We start from the raw sequence: 18500 nt of genomic DNA, 5'->3' as shown, positions 1-18500 counted from the left end.
GCAAAAGTTGTTCGAATAACTCAAAAAGTTTGCCGAATAACCCAGGTTAGATAACAAAATGTAGTAAAAAACCATAATACTCTTAACAATTTCATCATTTCTGATCTGAGCAAACACTGTAAGAGTACTTTTAGCTTGAAATGTCTGCACCAATTTCGAATTTACATTGAGAGGCGGGCATGATAGCCTGTTAGGCAAGCCAGGGGACTCTCCCTGGCTTCCTGGCTATTTCTCATGCCCGTAGAGGCTCAATGTCAATTCGAAATTAGTTACCATAACTGAAACAGCTTTTGGAGCTTTTGGGGGTCTGACCCCCACCGCTTTAAAGCACTAAACTAAGGGAGCTATCTGGAGAGTTTACCGAATAAATGCGGAAGTTAGCCGAATAACTCAAAAAGTTTGCCGAATAACCCTCGTTACATAACAAAATCTAGTAAAAATCTTAAAACTTTCATCAGTATCACCCGCTATAACCGATGTTTTCATTAGATTCTTGAAATAATTAACCTGGAAAACCAAAAAACTGCTGAGAATTTCTTCTCAGCAGTCACAAAATTTCATTGGCTAAAATCAGAAGGAATACATTATTGATTTAGCACTTTAAAGTACTGGGGGTCAGACCCCCAGTTTCACTACAATTTCAGCCATTTCTGCCCTAACCAGGTATTAACTAGGTACCAGTCGTTCCATTTATGGGTCGCTGTTACTGTTTGGGCACCTAATGAGCTTCGGTGCGTAGCGGCTAATGGCGTATCAAAAATTTGCGTTACCTTTGTTAATTGAATGACCTCATTAACGCGGTCAATTCCACCGATTAGCGGTGCATTAGGTTTGATCCACTTTGGACCAAGCCATGTATTGATCTCGTACCAATCTCCTACTTTCCGCAATGTCGTTACGTTTTGCGGACTAATTGAGCTTCTTTTTACCGTTGATGTCGGTGAGTCAAAAATATCTGTCGTTTCAGTTACATAGATTCTATTTACTTCTGAAGGATCAACGACTGTAATAACAGGTTTGATCCACTTTGGACCCAACCAGGTGTTGATACGGTACCAGTCATTCCACTTGTGTGTTGCTGTAACCTTTTGTGCACCGAGTGAGCTTCTTTGCGTTGTCGCTAACGGTGACGTGTACATCGGTGTTACTTGTGTAAGTTGGATTGTTTTTGAGACAGGGTCAATCCCTCCTACTAGTGGCAGAGTTGGCTTGATCCACTTTGGACCTAACCATGTATTAATTTCGTACCAGTCGCCTAACTTTCTCAATGTCGTTACATTTTGTGGGTTAATTGAACTTCTTCTTGTTGTTGAATTTACTGTATCAAAAATATCTGTCGTTTCAGTTACAAAGAGTCTGCTTGAAAAAACTTCAGGCTGTGGTTCTTGCTTACTTGGTGCTTGTACAATCCCAAAACCAAACAATGAGTCTCTTCCTACTGCCCCTATGTCGAGAGCATCTTTTTGCAACAGCTTTCTTAATTCCTCATTTGATAAATGTGGAAATTTCTCTTTGTATAGCGCTAACGAACCTGTCACAAATGATGCTGCCATCGAGGTACCGCTCATTTGTAGATAACCATTGTGAATGCTTGTGCTGACAATATCGCTGCCTGGAGCGGTAATCTCAACTTCTTTTCCAGTTGATGAAAAAGTAGATCGGTTATCGAAGCGATCAATGGATGAAACCGCAATGACTGATGAATATTGGGCCGGATACATTACATTGCCTGTTGCAGAGAAACCAGAGTTTCCTGCTGCTGCAACTACTAAGATCCCTGCATTATGAGCTTTGTTAACAACCTCTTCTAACACTTTTGAAGCGGTTGATACGCCAAGGCTCATATTTATGATGTCCATGTTATTCGTAATCGCCCATTCGATACCGGCAATAACCGATGATATTGTCCCTGTACCTGTCTTATCCAATGATTTTATCGCGTAAAGGCTTGCACCAGGAGCAACACCTGGATTTCCATGCGTCGTGTGTTTTGAACCTATAATGCCTGCTACGTGTGTCCCATGTCCATTATCATCATAGTAAGAAGTAATTCCTGATATGAAAGAGACACCGTCTACAACATGTAAGTTTGAGTGTGGCGTAATACCAGAATCGATGACGGCAATTTTGACACCTTTTCCAGTTAAGCCTGAATTCCAAGCGAGTGGCGCTTGAATTTTCGACGTTGCCCACGTTCGTTCTACCTCTAGCGTTTTAACCTCTAAGTCCCTCTCAATAAATTTTACCGTCGAGTCATTTTGAAGCTCTTTAAATTCTTGTTCTGTGGCACTAACTGTTACCGCTGGAAAATGTTCAAACTCTTGGAGAATATCTAAACCTTCGACAATTTCTAAGTCAGCCTGCTCGTGAAAATAGACAATATAAGCTTCTTCATGGGAATCAGCCATATATGGAAATGGCAGAGTAAATAACAGAATGAATACTAGTAAAAAACTAAACCATTTATGCAAGCTATATCCCTCCGTGTATAGAAAAAGAGCACTTTAAAAGCGCTCTTTTCCCTTTCTATTAATTCACTTTCAAAAACTCTCCACTTACATAACCTTCACCGTTAAAGCTATCATGCTTGATCTTGTACCAACCATTTTCAAGGCCTAACACTGTTACAGTCGTTCCTCTTGATAATTGTGTGATCGCTGCATGGCTTGTTCCTGGTCCGCGACGGACGTTTAGGGAAGCTACTTCAACCACTCCAGTAGGTTTGATCCATTTAGGACCTAACCAAGTGTTCACAAGGTACCAATCGTTCCACTTATGAGTCGATGTGATTGTTTGGGCACCTAATGAGCTTCTGTGTGTGTTAGCTAATGGCGTGTCAAAAATTTGCGTGACCTTTGTTAATTGGATTGTTTCAGATACTCGATCAATTCCCCCCATTAATGCGGAATTTGGTTTGATCCATTGTGGTCCTAACCAAGTATTAATCTCGTACCACTCGCCCCATTTACGTAGCGTCGTTACGTTTTGAGGGGTAATTGAGCCACTTCTAGTTGTAGCTGTTGGTGAACTAAAAATATTCGTATTTTCTAAAACATATATTCTTCCTGCAAACGCTTCTGGTTGGCCATTAAAGGCACCTTCAGGTTTGATCCACATTGCACCTAACCATGTGTTAATGCGATACCAATCATTCCATTGGTGAGTAGCTGTAACCGTCTGTGGACCTACTGAACTTCTATGATTTGTATCAAGTGGTGAATGGAATAATTGTGTTGTTTTTGTCAAAAGAATGCTTTGATTAACAGCCCTTGCTCCACCCGTTAATATCCCAGTTGGGTTAATCCACTTTGGACCTAACCACGTGTTAATCTCATACCAATCGCCCAACCTTCTTATTGTTGTTACATTTTGAGGGTTAATTGAGCTCGCTCGTGATTGAGTACTTGGCGTATTATATAGATCTGTTGTTTGCGTTACATAGAACGTTTCAACATGAGCAACTGGCTCAGGTGCAGGAGCCGGTGTTGGTACAGGTGTCGGTGTTGGGCTCGTTGTAGTTGTTCCTACTACCTGTGCGCCTGAATAATAAAATGAAATAATATCGCGGTAGTTCAAGCCTTCACGGGACATTTGGTACGCACCATATTGGCTCATTCCAATGTTGTGTCCCCAACCGCCACCATGAATTCTAAACAATGTGTTTGTTTCTTCTACCTGTTTTACATAAGGACTCCACATTCTGTTGCTTCCAAACATGGAACGAATGATATCATGACGATCGTTAATCGTAATCGTATGAACCTTAATGCTATTGTTTTCCATAACGAAAGAATTGCTCGTTTTTGACTTTAAAATATAGTTTAAGGTTACACTACCTGTTAACACATTCGTACCTTGATATTCAGTTGTAAATCGTACTTGTGGAACCTCGACAATTTTACTTTCAAATTGAGAACCAACTAGACCTCGAGCTGCTAACCAATTTTTTACCGTATCCATAATCGCTTGGTCAGCTTCACGAACATCATTCCACCATAAGGCTGGATTTTCTAAGTCGCGATTAGCTAGGCTGATTTGCTCTTTTTGAATAGCAAAATTCCAGTTAATACGCTGGTTGCCAAGGCTTGCCGTTTTTAGATCATAAGGATCGTCTTTCGTATCTAAATACGCTAATTTCGTTGTTCCCCAAACGTTACGGTTCGATAAAATCTTCCCGCCGTTACTTGAAGAATAGAACGTATCAATTAAAACACCATTGTGTCTTGCTACTTCACCAGTTGTGGCATCAACTGCATTGCTCGTTGTTGTCTGCCAATGGAAGCCTCCGTACACTTGATGATTTTGTGTGTCGGTCATCACTGTGTTGGCACGCTTCAACGCATATGTTCTTGCTGTGACTGCTTGTGCTTTTAAAGCTTCCATTCCACCATTGTTGCCCCATGAGGCAAGCATTTCATGTGGAACGACACCTTTTAAATAATCCTCTAAAGGCAGGGTGTTCATTGGTCTAATAACATTCGACTCGATCGCAAATCTCATTTCACCAAGATAGCGTCGGTTATTGATTGTGATAAAATTCGTTTGGCTATACGCAGCCGGATTTGCTGTAAAACTATGATTATATGAGGCTACTCTTTGGCCACCGTCAAAGATGGCAATCGAAGTTCCCTCAATTCGAAAACGATATGTTTTGTTTTCAGTCAGTTGAAAATTATCTTCCTTAATAATATATGTCCCATTGACTCTCACTTCGATGTCCGTTTGATCACCTAGAAAATTACTAAGCTTCACAGAGACATTTTGGCCACTAGCTAGTATGCCATTCGCCGGGACGACGAGAAGTACTACGAGAGCAATGATGATGAACTTTATAAAGAGTTTCTGCTTCATGTAAACCTCCTCGAAAACTATTAAATTACTCTACCAATAGTAAACGGGAAGCTAGTTTAAGTAAATGGTAAATCAACTTAGCAAAACCAAAGTTTGGAAGCATGGGGAAGCGTGGGGAGGAAGCGTGGGGACGGTTCTGGCGCTTCCTAAATAGGAGGAAGCACGGGGACGGTTCTGGCGCTTCCTAAGTAGGAAAGCAAGTAACCAGATGAACCAATAGGTCGGTCTCCGTAATTCTAGATCCAGCTAGTAGTAAGCTAGCTAATTGCTAGCAGAAATTTCTTGGGAAACCCAATAATACCAAGGGTTTTGCTAAAAAGTTAATCAAATGATTGATTAACTTTTTGGAAGCGCGGGGACGGTTCTGGCGCTTCCTAATAAGGAAGCAGCAGAACCGTCCCCGTGCTTCATTTCCTTGAAAGCATCGGAACCAAGTAAATTGCGAGTAAACTTACCGCGGCATGTAAAAAATGTGCGGTCAGTTTATACTCGTCTAGTAGATCAACCTCTGCTGTGTAGGTGTTGAATACAAATCCGAAGATAACTACAATGTAAAACCACAGCAAAGGTTTCTTAGAAATTTTTTGTAGGAAGTAAAAAATGATACTACTCAAAAAGACAGCCGTAAAGGTGGCAAATGTTATAAACACAATATAAAGCGTGTCACGTTCTTGACCGATAAAATTTGCCTCATGACCAAACACAAGCCCAAGTGTAAAAAATAACAAATTGGCTATTACGGTAGTAATAAAGCCCGCAATGAAACCTACTTTTACATATGAAAGAAACATGTTTCTTCACTCCAATCGTTTTGATAGTCTTTTGCATACTGTTCAAATGAAATCGGTGGGCGTCTCAGGATTTTCTCAACTTCAGAAGTTACTTTTTCTGCCGTCCCAAGTCTTGTTAAGACATACAGCATTGTCATTACATTGGCAAATTCTTTTTTTGTCCCTCGTTTAATAATCGTTCTACGAAATTCAAAGATACCTGGATTTTTATACTCTATTTTCCTCTCTAAAGTCTTTGATAAAATTTCAGCAACCTCATAATAATCAATCGCTTTATTGCCTGTTAATGTATAACTTCGCCATAAGTGTCCGTCTTCCGTCAAACAGACCGCTGCAACAGAAGCTATATCTCTCGTATCAATGAAACTCGTTTTTGCGAATCCTACGGGCATGAATAACTCATTGCGAACAGCAATATCTTCCCGATGCGTTGTATTTAAATTTTGCATAAAGAAACCTGGCCTCAAAAATGTATAGGCAATACCCGATTCACGAATCATGTCTTCAATTTTCCGATGTGGTACGATCGGGTTTTTTTCAACGCCCATTAGCGATACAAAGACAATTTGCTCTATTTTTTTCTGAATTAGCAAATTAATAAATGGTTGCATCTCTTGCTTAGGTTTTGCGAGTTGTGGTGGTCGGATCAAAAATACCTTCTTTACTCCTTCTAAAGCCTTTTCATAAGTATCAGGATTTAAGAAATCAAATTCAACCAGATCCACCTCTAGCCCGGCAAAAGTCTCTTTTTCCTTTTTTGGATTGCGAACTGCCACTCTAATCTTTTCTTTTTTAGCAGCTAACTCCAAAACAACATGATAGCCAATATTTCCAGTTGCTCCTGTTACTAATATAGAACCACTCATAATATTTCCCCCTCATTGCAGTTTGTAGACCAGTCTATATAATCATGACGGAAGCGCGGGGACGGTTCTGTTGCTTCCTTATGAGGAAGCAGCAGAACCGTCCCCGTGCTTTATTTCAGTATGCTTGGAATATAGCGCGCCACTTGACGCAGCGGTTCACTATCTTTCCTAGTTAGGGCAATAATAAAGGCCCCTTCAATCAAAGCGTTTATCACCAGCCCTAGCTCATACGCTTTTTCTTTTTCATAGCCAGCATCTATTAACTTTTTGGCAAATACTTCGTGCCAAGTTTCATACGCCTGCTTACATGACATTCTTAATGTTTCACTTGTCTGGGCTGTTTCGAGTACCACCGCTGCAACCGGTAGCCCTTGTTTACTACCTTCTTGCTTTTCAAATTCATCCGCTAAATTCGTTATAAAGGTTTGGATCGCCTCTATTGGACTTTCTTTCTCTTTTAAGCCTTCTTTAATACGGCTGGCTACGAGTTTGGCTGTAGATTCCACCGCAATGCTCGCTAACTGTTCTTTCCCATCAGGAAAGTAATAGTATAAGGAACCTTTAGGCGCACCACTCTCTTTTGTTATTTGATTTAACCCCGTCGCATGATACCCTTGAGTTTGAAATAACCTAGATGCCGTTTCAACAATTTTATCCTTTGATGACTTATTCATTACTGTCCACCTCATTTTATGAAGCGTGGGGACGGTTCTGCTGCTTCCTAAATTACAAAGCTAGTAACCAGATGAAGCAATAGAACCGTCCCGGCGCTCCCTTTTATAACAACTGGTCTATATATAATTTATAATTAACCTTCTACTTTTGTCAACTTTTTCAAGCTACTTTGACAATATATGTTAAAATGAAACGTAGGAATTGGAGCATGGGGACGGTTCTGGTGCTTCCCGTAACATGATGAAGCATTAGAACCGTCCCCACGCTTCCTGGTTATTAATAGAATTAAATTGTAATAGATTCGGAGGGCTAATAATGCAAATTATCAGAGATACTAGGAGAAGTTTTGATTTAGAGCAATTTCTTTCTAAGCCGCTTGTTGCACATTTATCGACACTTGTAGAAGAATTTCCAAGAGATTCTCCTGTTTGGTTTTATTGGAAGGATAATGAAATTTGGATAATAGGGACATCCTCAGATACTTTTCCAGATAGGGTAAAAAATAATCCTAATTGTGCGATAGGTATTGTTGACTTTAACCCTGATACAGGTTTATTTTTACATGCAGGGTTTAGAGGGAGAGCTAAGGTCATACCGTTTAATAAACTCATAGCAAATCAATTATTATCTCGTTATTTAGGACCTGACTTCGAAAAATGGGACCCACGTTTTAAAGGTCTAGATAATAGTAATGTTTTAATATGTTTTGAACCTGAAACAGTAGTTGTGCGTGACCAATCATATTTAACTTCTGGATGAAGCACGGCGACGGTTCTGCTGCTTCCTTAAAAGACGGCAGAAAACGTCCCCGCGCTTCCTAAAAAGATAATTGAAAATAGGGAGGAACTTTTTATGTTCAGAAAATCGAATTCATTATTACTTTTCACACTTTTATTAGGCTCCTACATATTCATTTTATCAGGGTGTTCCTCTACTGCTTCGGAAATACCAAAAGAATTTGAAGAACTAAGACCAGATAGTCTCAATCAATACTACATTATTGGATTTCAGAAGAATGATTGGGAATTAGAAGGCTTAAACAGAGATATCGAACTATTTATTAAAGATCCGGATGTAATAGGTTTAACAATGTTTTATAAAGTATCTGAGGAAAGCAATCTAATTTTAAAGAAGTATAACTATAATCTATCTATTGGATTTGTTGTTTTGGAAAAAGAAGGCGTTCCTTACTATGTAACAGATTATCATAATTTTAAAAGTAAAAAAGTTGATTAGCTCTTATTGCTTTCATTAGGAATTACCAATTCGGTTATTAATAGAATTAAATTGTAATAGATTAGGAGGACGAAGTTATGCCATTTTGGTTCTTATTTTTGATTATCCTTATTTTAGTTATTGTTTAGCTTTTACACTAGAGGGGGTTATTAAGGAGAAAAAGAGTACAGAAGTGATGATGTTAGGGATCGTGTTTATTTTGACAGGTGGAATTTTTCTAATTGACCTAGTCTACTAAAATCATCTTTCCAAACTTACATACAATTAAGTTTTGTTTTGTTTGGTTTTCTCGTAGCAATTCTCGGATTTTTTAAACAGTGACTTTGGATGAAGCATGGGGACGGTTCCTTACACTTTTTTCACATTGACCCATAGATCTTTTAACAACTTACCCGCTATCCTAGCTTGTTCTAATAACTCATCAGTTGAGTGAAACGATTGTAAATCACCTTGGTAATCAGATAGATGCCATTGATGTGAATGTTCATTCAGATGATAGATACTCTCTTGGTAAGAAAAACTAATCATCTCACCAGAATTGAGGTCTTGTTTTAACTGATCAAATGAATAGTTCATTTTTTCCTCAATGAGCTCGGCATACAATCGAACATCTGGATCATCATCGTTTTTAAAATTCTCTACTAATTTTTCAAGTGTTGGGTCGGCTATTCTGTAAGTAAGGAAGTTTGAAACATGATTTGCAACCTCAGCTCTTAGCGAAGCCTCTCGGTGAGTACTTAATTTTACGAGTTGCTCACTAAACCAATTCATATCAACATCTCTTTGGGATAAGAGCAGTAAAGCATTCATTAACCCTTCAATATTGTCCTGTTGTAAAAGTAGTTCAAAATCTTCTTTACTATATTCCTCAATCTCCATGCCAGATCCTTCAAAGTCTTCTACATATAACTGATCTAAAAACTCACGAAAGTTAGCTGCGATTGTGATGATCTGTTCGGTATCATTGTCGACATAAACAATTGATGGATCAGAAGTAACCTGGCGATAATCAAAAGCAAGCCAAGTATGACCTTCTCCGCTAAAAAAAATTAAACCTTCTGGCATGCCCCATTCCTTGATCAAATAATCATTCTCAAGGATGCCATTTCCTACTCCAATCCCACTGATGTATTCAACTGTAACAAACGTTTCTCCCCAAACAGTAGGAAGAGGAGATGGATGAGCATTATATAGTAGGTAGCCACCATTTTGTTCTTTAAGAATAGAAAGATATGCTTCAGGCAGCTTTACTTTGAGTACTTCTTCTGCCTTTTTTATGATCTCATCTGTTAATTGTTCTAACTTATATTCATTAATATCCGTTTGCCATAGACTTTTTGCCAAATGGTCACCTCGTTCGATATTCATTTCATCATACTGAATTCTACACTTAGATGGGTAATCCTTTTCTTGTGGTAAAAAATGAACCGTCCCCGTGCTTCCTATTTAGCTTCAACTACATTGCTACCGAACCAATGAATATAGCCACAACGCTTACAGATTAAAGTAACAGCAGATTTATCTAACCAATCTAAATCAAAAAATGTCAACTCTCGTGAATTGAGGAGGGCTTTACCAAGGTCAAACTTTGTATGTTTACAATGAACGCAGATAATATCAATATCGTTCGATTTATATTCCCGACCGTCTTTCACTACATCCAGCATTTCTTGAGCCTTTTTTTCACCTTCAATTCTCAACCGTTCTAATTCTTCTTTACTATAATAGATAGCGAACACCCCTTTAAAAATTCGGATTTGAAGCGCGGGGACGGTTCTGGCGCTTCCTTTAGGAAGCAACAGAACCGTCCCCATGCTTCTTAAATCCCAAAGTGTATCATGTATTTCTTTGCTTCTCTTGCTTGGGCGATTTTTGTTGCTAAACTTGCTAATTCATCGGATTTTTTGAAGTTTACTGAAGATACGACTACATCATAAAACAGTGAAAGAGATTGAGGGGGAATAATAGTAACTCCACAATATGCTAGATTAAATTCTGGTCTATTATAGGAGTGAAAATAAGTTTTCATATTATTTAAGGATATTGATAAATCTTTAATCAGGTAATCGTCAACTGAAATACAATGATATTTTTTGGGCGCATAACAACCATAATCTTTACGTCTATCAAAATTTTCGATAATGCCAAACTCATGAACAGGAGGCATAATCAACAACCTTTCAAAATAGGAAATAGGTCGAACGTAGGTAACCGCACTTTTTTTTTCGTTAAAGAAAAATTTATTCGCTCTGATCCTTTGAATATGACATGATAAATTCTTTCAAATTAGATGCATACACTTCAAGTTCTCCATCTTCGTGGTACCAAAGGTAAATTTCATTTCCCATTATTCCGTCATTTACTTTTAGGCATAATTTATCATTTTTTAGCCAGAAGACCCCCACTTCAAGGAGTTTACGAGTAAGTGGGAGATGAATGGCTATTTTTTCACAAAAACCAGAACGTATGATCTTATTTTGTGGTATAATATGGATAGAGAGTGAGGTGAAAAATATGGTTGTGAAGAAAGCCTATAAATTTCGTATCTACCCAACAAAGTCACAAATAGATCTCATCAATAAAACCATTGGATGTGCGCGTTTCGTGTTTAACTTCTTCCTTGCGAAGCAAAAACAGAAAGATGCCTACTGGTACATCGTGGAAGAAATGAAACAATCCGGTCAACTTCCTACAAATGCTTGGAAAGGTAAATTCTTTAAAAAATACGACTCGGTAAAAGGGGTTCGTTTGTTAAAGAAACAGTACCCATTTCTAAAAGAAGTTGATAGTATATCTCTCCAAAAATCCGTAGAAAACTTAAATAATGCGTATACTCGCTACTACAAAAAACAAGCCAACGCTCCTCGGTTTAAGTCAAAGAAGAACAAGGTTCAGTCGTACACCACAAAACAGACCAATGGGAACATCATGGTTTTGGATCGTTACATCAAGTTACCAAAACTCGGACTCGTTCGTTTTGCGAAAAGTCGTGAAGTGAACGGTCGAATTATAAATGCGACGATTCGGCGCAGTCCAAGTTGTAAATACTTCATTAGTATTTTAGTAGAAACAAAGGTCGAAAAGCTGCCTGAAACCTATTCATCTGTCGGTATCGATGTCGGTCTTAAAGCTTTTGCGACTCTTTCGGATGGTACTATCTATCAAAATCCGAGGTGGTTTCATTCGCTTGAACAAAAGTTAGTAAAGGCTCAACAAATCCTTTCCAGACGAAGCATCGGTTCATCGAACTGGTACAAACAACGAAAAAAGGTCGCTCTAATTCATGAAAAGATTACGAACGCTCGTACAGACTTCCTACACAAACTTTCAACCAATCTTGTCAAAAACCACGACATCATTGGGATGGAAGATCTTTCGGTTCAAAACATGGCAAAGAATAAAAACCTTGCCAAGGCCATTAGTGAAGCTTCATGGTATCAATTTCGTCAAATGCTTGAATACAAAGCAAGGTGGTATGGCAAACAAGTAGTAGTAGTCGCTAAAAACTTCCCAAGTAGTCAGCTGTGTTCGTGTTGTGGCTACAAGAATAAAGAGGTGAAACATCTGGCGTTGCGTGAATGGGAATGTCCATCATGTAAGAGCTATCACCAAAGAGATGTAAACGCAGGAATGAATCTTCGTAATGAAGCATTACGATTAACTGTCGGGACGACAGGGATCGCCTAATCAACTAGATACCATTAGGTGTCTTTACTTAGGAAGCCCCCACTTCAAATTTTCGTTAGAAAATTAAGTGGCGGGTAGTTCAACTCCCGAACCATCATCACCAATTGCAATAAGGTCTTTGGCCATATCTTCTTCCCTGACTTCAGTGTTTTGTCTAACAATATCATTCCAAGTTTCCTTTAGATTTCTATGGTCCTTGATGGGATAAAGGATCCACTCTCCTATTTCTGCGTTATTTACTAATTTGAAAAGTTCTTTAAATTCTTCTGGAAAAACCGCACCTAGCTTATCTTCAGCTTCTTTTATACCGACTTCATCAACCCCTATTTTCCTTATAGAGATTAGGTCTCTTATATCTTTCATTTAAACGTCACCCGCCCTTACCTTCCAAATAATTCCACAAAAAGCGCGTTAATCCTTCTTGATTAACGCGCTTTATTGAATAATTTCCTTTATATCAATGTTATTTCCTTTGAGTCAAAGGTTGAAAGGTATCTCCGTTAACTAAATAGTGGGCGATTAAATAAATGACAAAATAAAAAGGAAAGGAAGCCCAAAAATGCCATACAGGATATTCAAAAAATCCTAACCATTTAAAAAAGGGTTCTGCAAGAAATGCAGTCATTGCTGCAAACATAAGTCCCTTAATGATTGGATTTTTATCTGGTTTTATCTGTATATAGAACATAATTGTTACAGGCATCAGAGCGAAATCCCATGCTATAAAATCAGGAATGGCTGGAATTGTTTTAACATTGTATCTCCAAAGTCCCATTGTAATACCCAGGTAATTGAGAATGTTGCGATAAACATTACCCAAAATCCTCCAGTTAGTAACCGTTTAGAGCTGTCCTTTTTTCTGAAATAGAACCAAATAACCCAAGGTAAAATACATAAAGCAACAGATACCCACCAACCTGTTGAGAACACCATATGGTCGAGCCATATTTCAGCAACTTTACTGTTGGCCTCATCTACTGCGTGATACTGTTGATTTAGCATTTCATTTATTTTATTTGGAGGTTTAAACATCTAATATTACTCCCAACCATGTAAATTTTTGTAGTTAGTATTTACAACCTCCAACTCCATAATTCCATGAAATGTAAATATATTTATAAGTAAAATGCTTCCCATTCACCTTCCTCTAAATAATATTTGCCCCCTGCTAAAAGTGATTTTGACGAATCAAATAATTCATTATAGTAATAACTAGGAAGGATTGTTAATTTGGAAGGCGTATATTTAATTGGAAGATTATTGTTTATGGCATTAATTTTAGTATTTGTGCTAAATATGCTGCCTGGGGCAATTAGTGTCAACGATAAAGTGAGGAACAATGTATTAGTCATTCAGATGTCAAATTCAAATAAGAACCGTCCCCATGCCTCCTAGCACATACAAATTGAAACTATAATAGTAAAACGAGATTACTCCTTACCTTCCACATAAGGTTAGAGCCGCTTTATTTTTCTAATAATTTTTTATATAGCTTTATTGTACTTACGTGAACACCCTCGTGGAATAAGTTAAAGTTAAGAAATTCTGCAACCGTTACAAGTTTCAATCCACTTTTAGTTACTATTGGATTTTTTGAATTCTCATGTAGGTGGTTTTCTAAAGTTGCCTTAATACGTCCTTGTTGATCCTGAAGAAGAAGTGTTAATTCATTAATCGTTGGTAAGGTGGTATCCTCCCAATCAGCTGTTGAAGTACCAGGAGCGAAAAGCTTAGAAAAATCTTCTGGCATTTTAGTAGGCAATTCATTTTTCTCAAAAGCAAATACCTCAAGAACGAAGTATATATGTCCTAGATTCCAACGAATGGTATTATTAAATCCTTCAGGTGTTATATCTGCCATCTCTTCGGTTACACCTGCCATCACTTTCAGGGTATGATCCCTTACAAATTGTAGTTGTTTAAATAACATCTCTTCCATAATCACATCTCCTTAGATTATAGAAGCGTGGGGACGGTTCTGGCGCTTCCTAAATTACAAAGCTTGTAACCAGATGAAGCAGGAGAACCGTCCCCACGCTTCCTTTGTTGATGATTAACCCATTCCCATATGGTTGTTTTCTTTACAAGATAGCTCCCAGGTTCGAATTTCATAAGATTCTGCTTGGCTAATGATAAATGGATCTGATTCTGCAATTTCTTGAGCCTCTTTATAAGATTTTGCCTTGATAATTATCATTCCACCATTGTAATCCGAAAAAGGACCGCATAGCACTAACTTATTTTTACTTTCTAATTTTTTTAAAAAATCTACATGTTCTTTAATTAGTTTTTCTGTTAATTTATTACCAGAATTTAAGGTTAATAGTATCACATAACGTGTATATAATCCTGTTTGATTGCCCATATATAAATCCTCCTAATGAAGCACGGGGACGGTTCTGGTGCTTCCCCAATGACAAAGCTAGTAACCTGATGAAGCAGGAGAACCGTCCCCGTGCTTCCACCAGTACAACCGTCACCACTAGTTCCACTATTGCACTCTTACTTTATTACTATGTAGTTACGCATTATTTGGTAGGTGTTCCTTGATGGAATATCATTTGCCATTTCCCATCAATATTCTTCCAAATAGAACTGCGTAATACTAGTTTACTATCGTTATGTCTTAATGAGCGATACGTTGCTAATACAACATCTGAAGCTAATAGTTTGATATTAAAATCAGTTACTGTATATCGTATTGAATTAGTTACGGCTTTATCATCTCTAACCGCATCAAGCTGTGCTTTTTTATCAAAAATGTTTCCAGAACTCCCAAACTCAAAAAAGTCATCTGCGAGATACTCGTTTAATTCATCATAACTATAAGTCATTAATTGTTTTTCAAGATACAGTATTTGTTCTTCAAATGATTGATGTTCCATCAAACTCACTCCTCTTTTTGAAGCACGGGGACGCTTCTGGTGCTTACTCAGCTAGAAAACTGATGAAGCAATAGACCCCCACGCTTTCGTTATTTTTTTAATCTTTGAAATAAACCGATGATTAAAATTGAAAATGCGATCAAGTTAAGCGTTTTAGGAATAAGATTTAAGAATGCCACAAACTCACTTGTACTCGAACCAAATGGTGGTTCACTAATATTTTCAATTATTGGCTTGATAGAATAAGGAGCAACAAATGAATAAAGTTTAAGAAATATTAAGATTAAAAAGCTATAAACCCCTGCAAAAAAAGAATATCTCTTGGATTGTAATAAACCAAATATTAATAAACCTACGAAAGTCAAATCCATTAATAGATAAAGAGTTTTAATCATTATTTCCCTCCCTTGAAGTAAGCTCGTTAGCTGAATTGTTAGTCCTTATAATTTTTCGGGATATCATAGACCAAATATTTGAAATTCCATATGCTGCTCGGTGTAACTATCATTTCTTCTTCGTTTCTTTTATAGATAGCAGCAGAGTATCCCTTTTGGCGATGCAATTGCCACCCATAACTATTTATATAGTATTCAATTTCATTACTATCCTTTGAAATAAAGTAATGTGAATCCTCATCCTCTGAGAATTTCACCAAATCGTCTTTCAATGTCTCTATTTTAATTATGGAAGTCATTAATGAAAAAGGGTTTCCATAGGAAAATAACTGTATGTGATTCAAATAGCTAAACAACAATCCAAATGAAATGAGAAGTATAAGGCAAAATAATATCACTTTTTTGATAAATTTTGATTTGCCAACTGATGAATTAACCAAAGTACCACACCCCTTTTTCAAAGATAATTATAGAAGAGAACACCCAGAAACAGGAGCAAACCATACTATATATGACTGCTCCTGTTGTTTAAGTAACATCTGTTAGTACAAGAATAATTAAGTGTCGCCATAGTATTCCGCTAGATAAAAAAATCCAATTTTCCTTACAAGAAAGTTACTAAGTTCACCTTGCGTCGCTTTTTCAATAGGTGGTTTTGTTAAGGTGTATGCTTTGGCATTCATCTCAGCAAACTTTTCCTTATCTACTTTGTTGTGATACACATCATCAACAATCCCAGATGTTAGAGCTGCTTTTGGATAACCCATAATAAATACTTGTGTTCTTAATGCCATACTTGGAGTTGAATGCAAAACAAGAAGAATAGTCGCTAATGCTATAAAAATAATTATTTCTTTCTTCACAAACAATTTTTTAATAGTGTTCATATCAAAAAATCCCCCCTTTCTGCTTCGTTAATTGAGTATATCAATGCTATTTTATATTTTGTTGACGTTCTTATTTTGCTTGTTTTCTATAATATATGCTTAAAATAATTGCAACTAAAAACCCTACAGAGTAAACGATGTCTTTTATAAGACTATCGAAAGAAAACACGATTGATAGGATAGTAAACACAAATAATATTCCCAAGAGAATTAAGTATACTGTGGTTCTTTTTTCGCTTGATTTCAATTTTCCACCTCCATATGCTCGACGAACCCTTGTTGCTTGATTCGACAAAAGCGTTACAGCAGCTGTTCTAGTAATTCCTTCATTAGTTAAAGAACAAGGATACAATTAAATAGGCAACTATGATTACAATAATTAAGATCCCTGTTTTTTCATCCTAAACCTACCAACTAAATCAACAAGACTACCACTTTGAGCACGATTAAAACCACCACCAATTTTGCTTGCAAGATTTCTTTTGATTTCTTCTTGTCTTAGTCTTTCTCGTCTATCCTCTGGTCTTTCTTTATTGTCATTCATAATTTTCTCCCATTGATGAATTCCTTCTTAGGAAGCACGGGGACGGTTCTGGTGCTTCCAATTACTTTAATTCTAATTTCTTAATTTCCTTCACTAATGCTCTGCCTGGTTTGTTATCACTTATTCTTTCTTCTATAGTTGCTAGAATTTTATCACCAGGATTAAATTCTTCTGTGTTAACTCCTATTAAGATGGCAAAGTCATAAATATAGTTATTGAAATCGATATGCTTTATTTCATCTTTCATCCATTCGTAATCTAGCATAGTAAAATCTTCGCCAACTAACAGTTCGTTTTCCTTTTTTTCTAACACATAGCCTTGAACGGTGATAGGTTGTACGTGTTGTTTCTTCTCAGATTGTTCTATAATGTAGTTTGCAAGCTTAGTAAATTTCACGCCATCCATGCTCTGATCACAAGCACTCCATTGAAATTCACGCTCGCCACCATTTATGTGTACCTTCAGGAAATAATTGATTGTATCCTTAGTATCGCATGTTGTAATTAAGTCTTTTTCTGCTAAGTAATTCGCAAAAACTAATCTTTTATACACCTCTTGTTTTACATCCTTTATTATCTGTGTGCTGCTTTCTTTTTTCAATGTGTGCGAATTTATTTCGTTCTCCTGGTTTAATCCATATTTCAATACAAACTCAAAAAGATCCTGTTGACTCATGTTGTAGTTAATTTTCAAGATTTCTTGCATCCCACGAAGACCACCGGTACAATCAACCGCTATATATGAGGTATTGGTAGGATTAACTTCCTCAATCAAATTCTTACAATTTTTGCTAGTAATTGCCCCACTTCCATAAGTGTCACGAGTGGTATCATCCTTCACTTCAAGAAATTCTCCATTATAACTTACATCTGTTACGATAGGAGCACCTTCAATCGTGTAGTGCACAATTCGCAAATCAGAGGGAACTCCATTTTTTACGTTTTCATAGAAACTACTCATTCTTTCCAGTCCTTCAATACTTCCATGACTATTAAGAACATCGACGTTTTCCAAGCCCTTCACGTAAATTTCAGAAGTTCCTTCTGTTGATTGAGGTTCTCCATTACCGCTTTGCCTATTACAAGCAGATAGCAATACAAGTAAGACCAAAATAAAAATAATGTATGGTGCTTTCTTCATAAAATTCAAACCTCCGTTCTAGAAAAAGCATGGGGACGGTTCTGGTGCTTCCGGAGGAAGCAGCAGAACCGTCCCCATGCTTCCTTATTCACTAAATAGAATAAGCTTATCTTTCAGCTGTTTTACATTCTCTTCGTATTCACTTTCATCCCAATCAAAAACGCTTCGTTCTTTAAACTTGCCTGGTGTTTCTCCCCATTTTGAAAATGTATTGTAAATAAGTGCTAAATCACCAATCATAGTAACAAATTCGTCTTCCGTCGGTTCATAATCTTCTACGATCCAATTCATGAGTATGTCGCGGTAAAAAGATAGAACATCATCATCACTCCGTATTCCTATTTGCGATTTGAAAACCCTAAATGCATTTGATGCACTATGTAAATTAGCATAGGCTTTTAAAAGATGTTCTTTACCTAAATTATTCATTGCATTAGTAAGATGCACATTGGAACTTAACATTACTTCGTAAGCCGTCTGAAGAGCGTATAATCGTTGTTCCGATTCTGAGCTTTTTTGATAATACATATAAAATAAAGCCA

The 18500-nt window shown here is 37.2% G+C and carries 22 protein-coding genes and 1 pseudogene; 3 read left to right on the top strand and 20 right to left on the bottom strand.

Going from position 1 to position 18500, the window contains the following annotated elements; genetic code table 11:
• Positions 1 to 632 precede the first annotated feature (632 nt).
• The 5 genes from H1D32_RS23470 to H1D32_RS23450 all read right to left on the bottom strand — a co-directional run bounded on the left by H1D32_RS23470 (position 633) and on the right by H1D32_RS23450 (position 7182).
• The gene (locus tag H1D32_RS23470; protein ID WP_261180603.1) at positions 633 to 2471 is read right to left on the bottom strand and encodes a S8 family peptidase; all 1839 of its coding nucleotides are present in this window, start codon (positions 2469 to 2471) and stop codon (positions 633 to 635) included.
• A 58-nt stretch (positions 2472 to 2529) separates the two neighbouring features.
• Positions 2530 to 4851, bottom strand: coding sequence for a SpoIID/LytB domain-containing protein (locus H1D32_RS23465; RefSeq protein WP_261180602.1), 2322 nt, complete (start codon positions 4849 to 4851; stop codon positions 2530 to 2532).
• A gap of 407 nt (positions 4852 to 5258) precedes the next feature.
• The gene (locus H1D32_RS23460) at positions 5259 to 5642 is read right to left on the bottom strand and encodes a hypothetical protein (protein ID WP_261180601.1); all 384 of its coding nucleotides are present in this window, start codon (positions 5640 to 5642) and stop codon (positions 5259 to 5261) included.
• The gene (locus tag H1D32_RS23455; RefSeq protein WP_261180600.1) at positions 5624 to 6508 is read right to left on the bottom strand and encodes an SDR family oxidoreductase; all 885 of its coding nucleotides are present in this window, start codon (positions 6506 to 6508) and stop codon (positions 5624 to 5626) included. Before H1D32_RS23455 ends, H1D32_RS23460 begins: the two co-directional genes overlap by 19 nt.
• Before the next feature lie 110 nt (positions 6509 to 6618).
• Positions 6619 to 7182: a TetR/AcrR family transcriptional regulator gene (locus H1D32_RS23450; protein WP_261180599.1), complete on the bottom strand. Its 564-nt coding sequence runs from the start codon at positions 7180 to 7182 to the stop codon at positions 6619 to 6621.
• A 316-nt stretch (positions 7183 to 7498) separates the two neighbouring features.
• On the opposite strand from H1D32_RS23450, the gene H1D32_RS23445 reads away from it, so the two are divergent.
• Complete coding sequence (locus H1D32_RS23445) at positions 7499 to 7942, top strand: pyridoxamine 5'-phosphate oxidase family protein (protein WP_261180598.1); 444 nt, start codon at positions 7499 to 7501, stop codon at positions 7940 to 7942.
• A 93-nt stretch (positions 7943 to 8035) separates the two neighbouring features.
• Positions 8036 to 8419: a hypothetical protein gene (locus H1D32_RS23440; protein WP_261180597.1), complete on the top strand. Its 384-nt coding sequence runs from the start codon at positions 8036 to 8038 to the stop codon at positions 8417 to 8419.
• A gap of 348 nt (positions 8420 to 8767) precedes the next feature.
• Here the strand turns inward: H1D32_RS23440 and H1D32_RS23435 are convergent, their stop codons facing one another.
• From H1D32_RS23435 to H1D32_RS23425, 3 genes are all read right to left on the bottom strand, one after another.
• Positions 8768 to 9763 carry an SMI1/KNR4 family protein gene (locus tag H1D32_RS23435; RefSeq protein WP_261180596.1) on the bottom strand — a complete coding sequence of 332 codons (996 nt, stop codon included), beginning with the start codon at positions 9761 to 9763 and terminating at the stop codon, positions 8768 to 8770.
• Between the two features lie 98 nt (positions 9764 to 9861).
• The gene (locus tag H1D32_RS23430; RefSeq protein ID WP_261180595.1) at positions 9862 to 10233 is read right to left on the bottom strand and encodes a hypothetical protein; all 372 of its coding nucleotides are present in this window, start codon (positions 10231 to 10233) and stop codon (positions 9862 to 9864) included.
• A 5-nt stretch (positions 10234 to 10238) separates the two neighbouring features.
• Complete coding sequence (locus H1D32_RS23425; protein WP_261180594.1) at positions 10239 to 10586, bottom strand: short-chain dehydrogenase; 348 nt, start codon at positions 10584 to 10586, stop codon at positions 10239 to 10241.
• A 347-nt stretch (positions 10587 to 10933) separates the two neighbouring features.
• Between H1D32_RS23425 and tnpB the strand changes: the two genes are divergently transcribed.
• Complete coding sequence (gene tnpB, locus H1D32_RS23420) at positions 10934 to 12106, top strand: IS200/IS605 family element RNA-guided endonuclease TnpB (protein ID WP_261180641.1); 1173 nt, start codon at positions 10934 to 10936, stop codon at positions 12104 to 12106.
• A 75-nt stretch (positions 12107 to 12181) separates the two neighbouring features.
• Here the strand turns inward: tnpB and H1D32_RS23415 are convergent.
• The 12 genes and pseudogenes from H1D32_RS23415 to H1D32_RS23360 form a co-directional block, all read right to left on the bottom strand.
• Positions 12182 to 12469 (bottom strand): annotated as a pseudogene (locus tag H1D32_RS23415) (SMI1/KNR4 family protein); the annotation flags it as partial.
• Positions 12470 to 12569: 100 nt separating this feature from the next.
• Positions 12570 to 12881: a CBO0543 family protein gene (locus H1D32_RS23410; RefSeq protein WP_314733489.1), complete on the bottom strand. Its 312-nt coding sequence runs from the start codon at positions 12879 to 12881 to the stop codon at positions 12570 to 12572.
• Complete coding sequence (locus H1D32_RS23405; RefSeq protein ID WP_261180592.1) at positions 12827 to 13138, bottom strand: hypothetical protein; 312 nt, start codon at positions 13136 to 13138, stop codon at positions 12827 to 12829. The genes H1D32_RS23410 and H1D32_RS23405 overlap by 55 nt, the downstream gene beginning before the upstream one ends.
• Positions 13139 to 13571: 433 nt before the next feature.
• The gene (locus H1D32_RS23400; RefSeq protein ID WP_261180591.1) at positions 13572 to 14045 is read right to left on the bottom strand and encodes a DinB family protein; all 474 of its coding nucleotides are present in this window, start codon (positions 14043 to 14045) and stop codon (positions 13572 to 13574) included.
• 114 nt (positions 14046 to 14159) lie between these two features.
• Complete coding sequence (locus H1D32_RS23395) at positions 14160 to 14471, bottom strand: YciI family protein (RefSeq protein ID WP_261180590.1); 312 nt, start codon at positions 14469 to 14471, stop codon at positions 14160 to 14162.
• A gap of 163 nt (positions 14472 to 14634) precedes the next feature.
• Positions 14635 to 14991, bottom strand: a complete 357-nt coding sequence (locus H1D32_RS23390; RefSeq protein ID WP_261180589.1) for a nuclear transport factor 2 family protein — start codon at positions 14989 to 14991, stop codon at positions 14635 to 14637.
• 89 nt (positions 14992 to 15080) lie between these two features.
• Positions 15081 to 15386: a hypothetical protein gene (locus tag H1D32_RS23385; protein WP_261180588.1), complete on the bottom strand. Its 306-nt coding sequence runs from the start codon at positions 15384 to 15386 to the stop codon at positions 15081 to 15083.
• Positions 15387 to 15424: 38 nt separating this feature from the next.
• Positions 15425 to 15826: a hypothetical protein gene (locus tag H1D32_RS23380; RefSeq protein ID WP_261180587.1), complete on the bottom strand. Its 402-nt coding sequence runs from the start codon at positions 15824 to 15826 to the stop codon at positions 15425 to 15427.
• 117 nt (positions 15827 to 15943) lie between these two features.
• Positions 15944 to 16273, bottom strand: coding sequence for a hypothetical protein (locus H1D32_RS23375; protein ID WP_261180586.1), 330 nt, complete (start codon positions 16271 to 16273; stop codon positions 15944 to 15946).
• A 379-nt stretch (positions 16274 to 16652) separates the two neighbouring features.
• Complete coding sequence (locus H1D32_RS23370) at positions 16653 to 16817, bottom strand: DUF6366 family protein (protein WP_314733488.1); 165 nt, start codon at positions 16815 to 16817, stop codon at positions 16653 to 16655.
• A 61-nt stretch (positions 16818 to 16878) separates the two neighbouring features.
• Positions 16879 to 17958, bottom strand: coding sequence for a DUF4362 domain-containing protein (locus H1D32_RS23365; protein ID WP_261180585.1), 1080 nt, complete (start codon positions 17956 to 17958; stop codon positions 16879 to 16881).
• Positions 17959 to 18042: 84 nt separating this feature from the next.
• Entirely contained in the window at positions 18043 to 18486 is a 444-nt protein-coding gene (locus H1D32_RS23360) for a hypothetical protein (protein WP_261180584.1), read from the bottom strand.
• Positions 18487 to 18500: the final 14 nt, after the last annotated feature.

It is taken from the genome of Anaerobacillus sp. CMMVII (assembly GCF_025377685.1).
In the GTDB taxonomy this organism is placed as follows: domain Bacteria; phylum Bacillota; class Bacilli; order Bacillales; family Anaerobacillaceae; genus Anaerobacillus.
The sequence above is the reverse complement of the archived record's forward strand: the minus strand, read 5'-3'. Positions and strand labels throughout refer to the sequence as shown.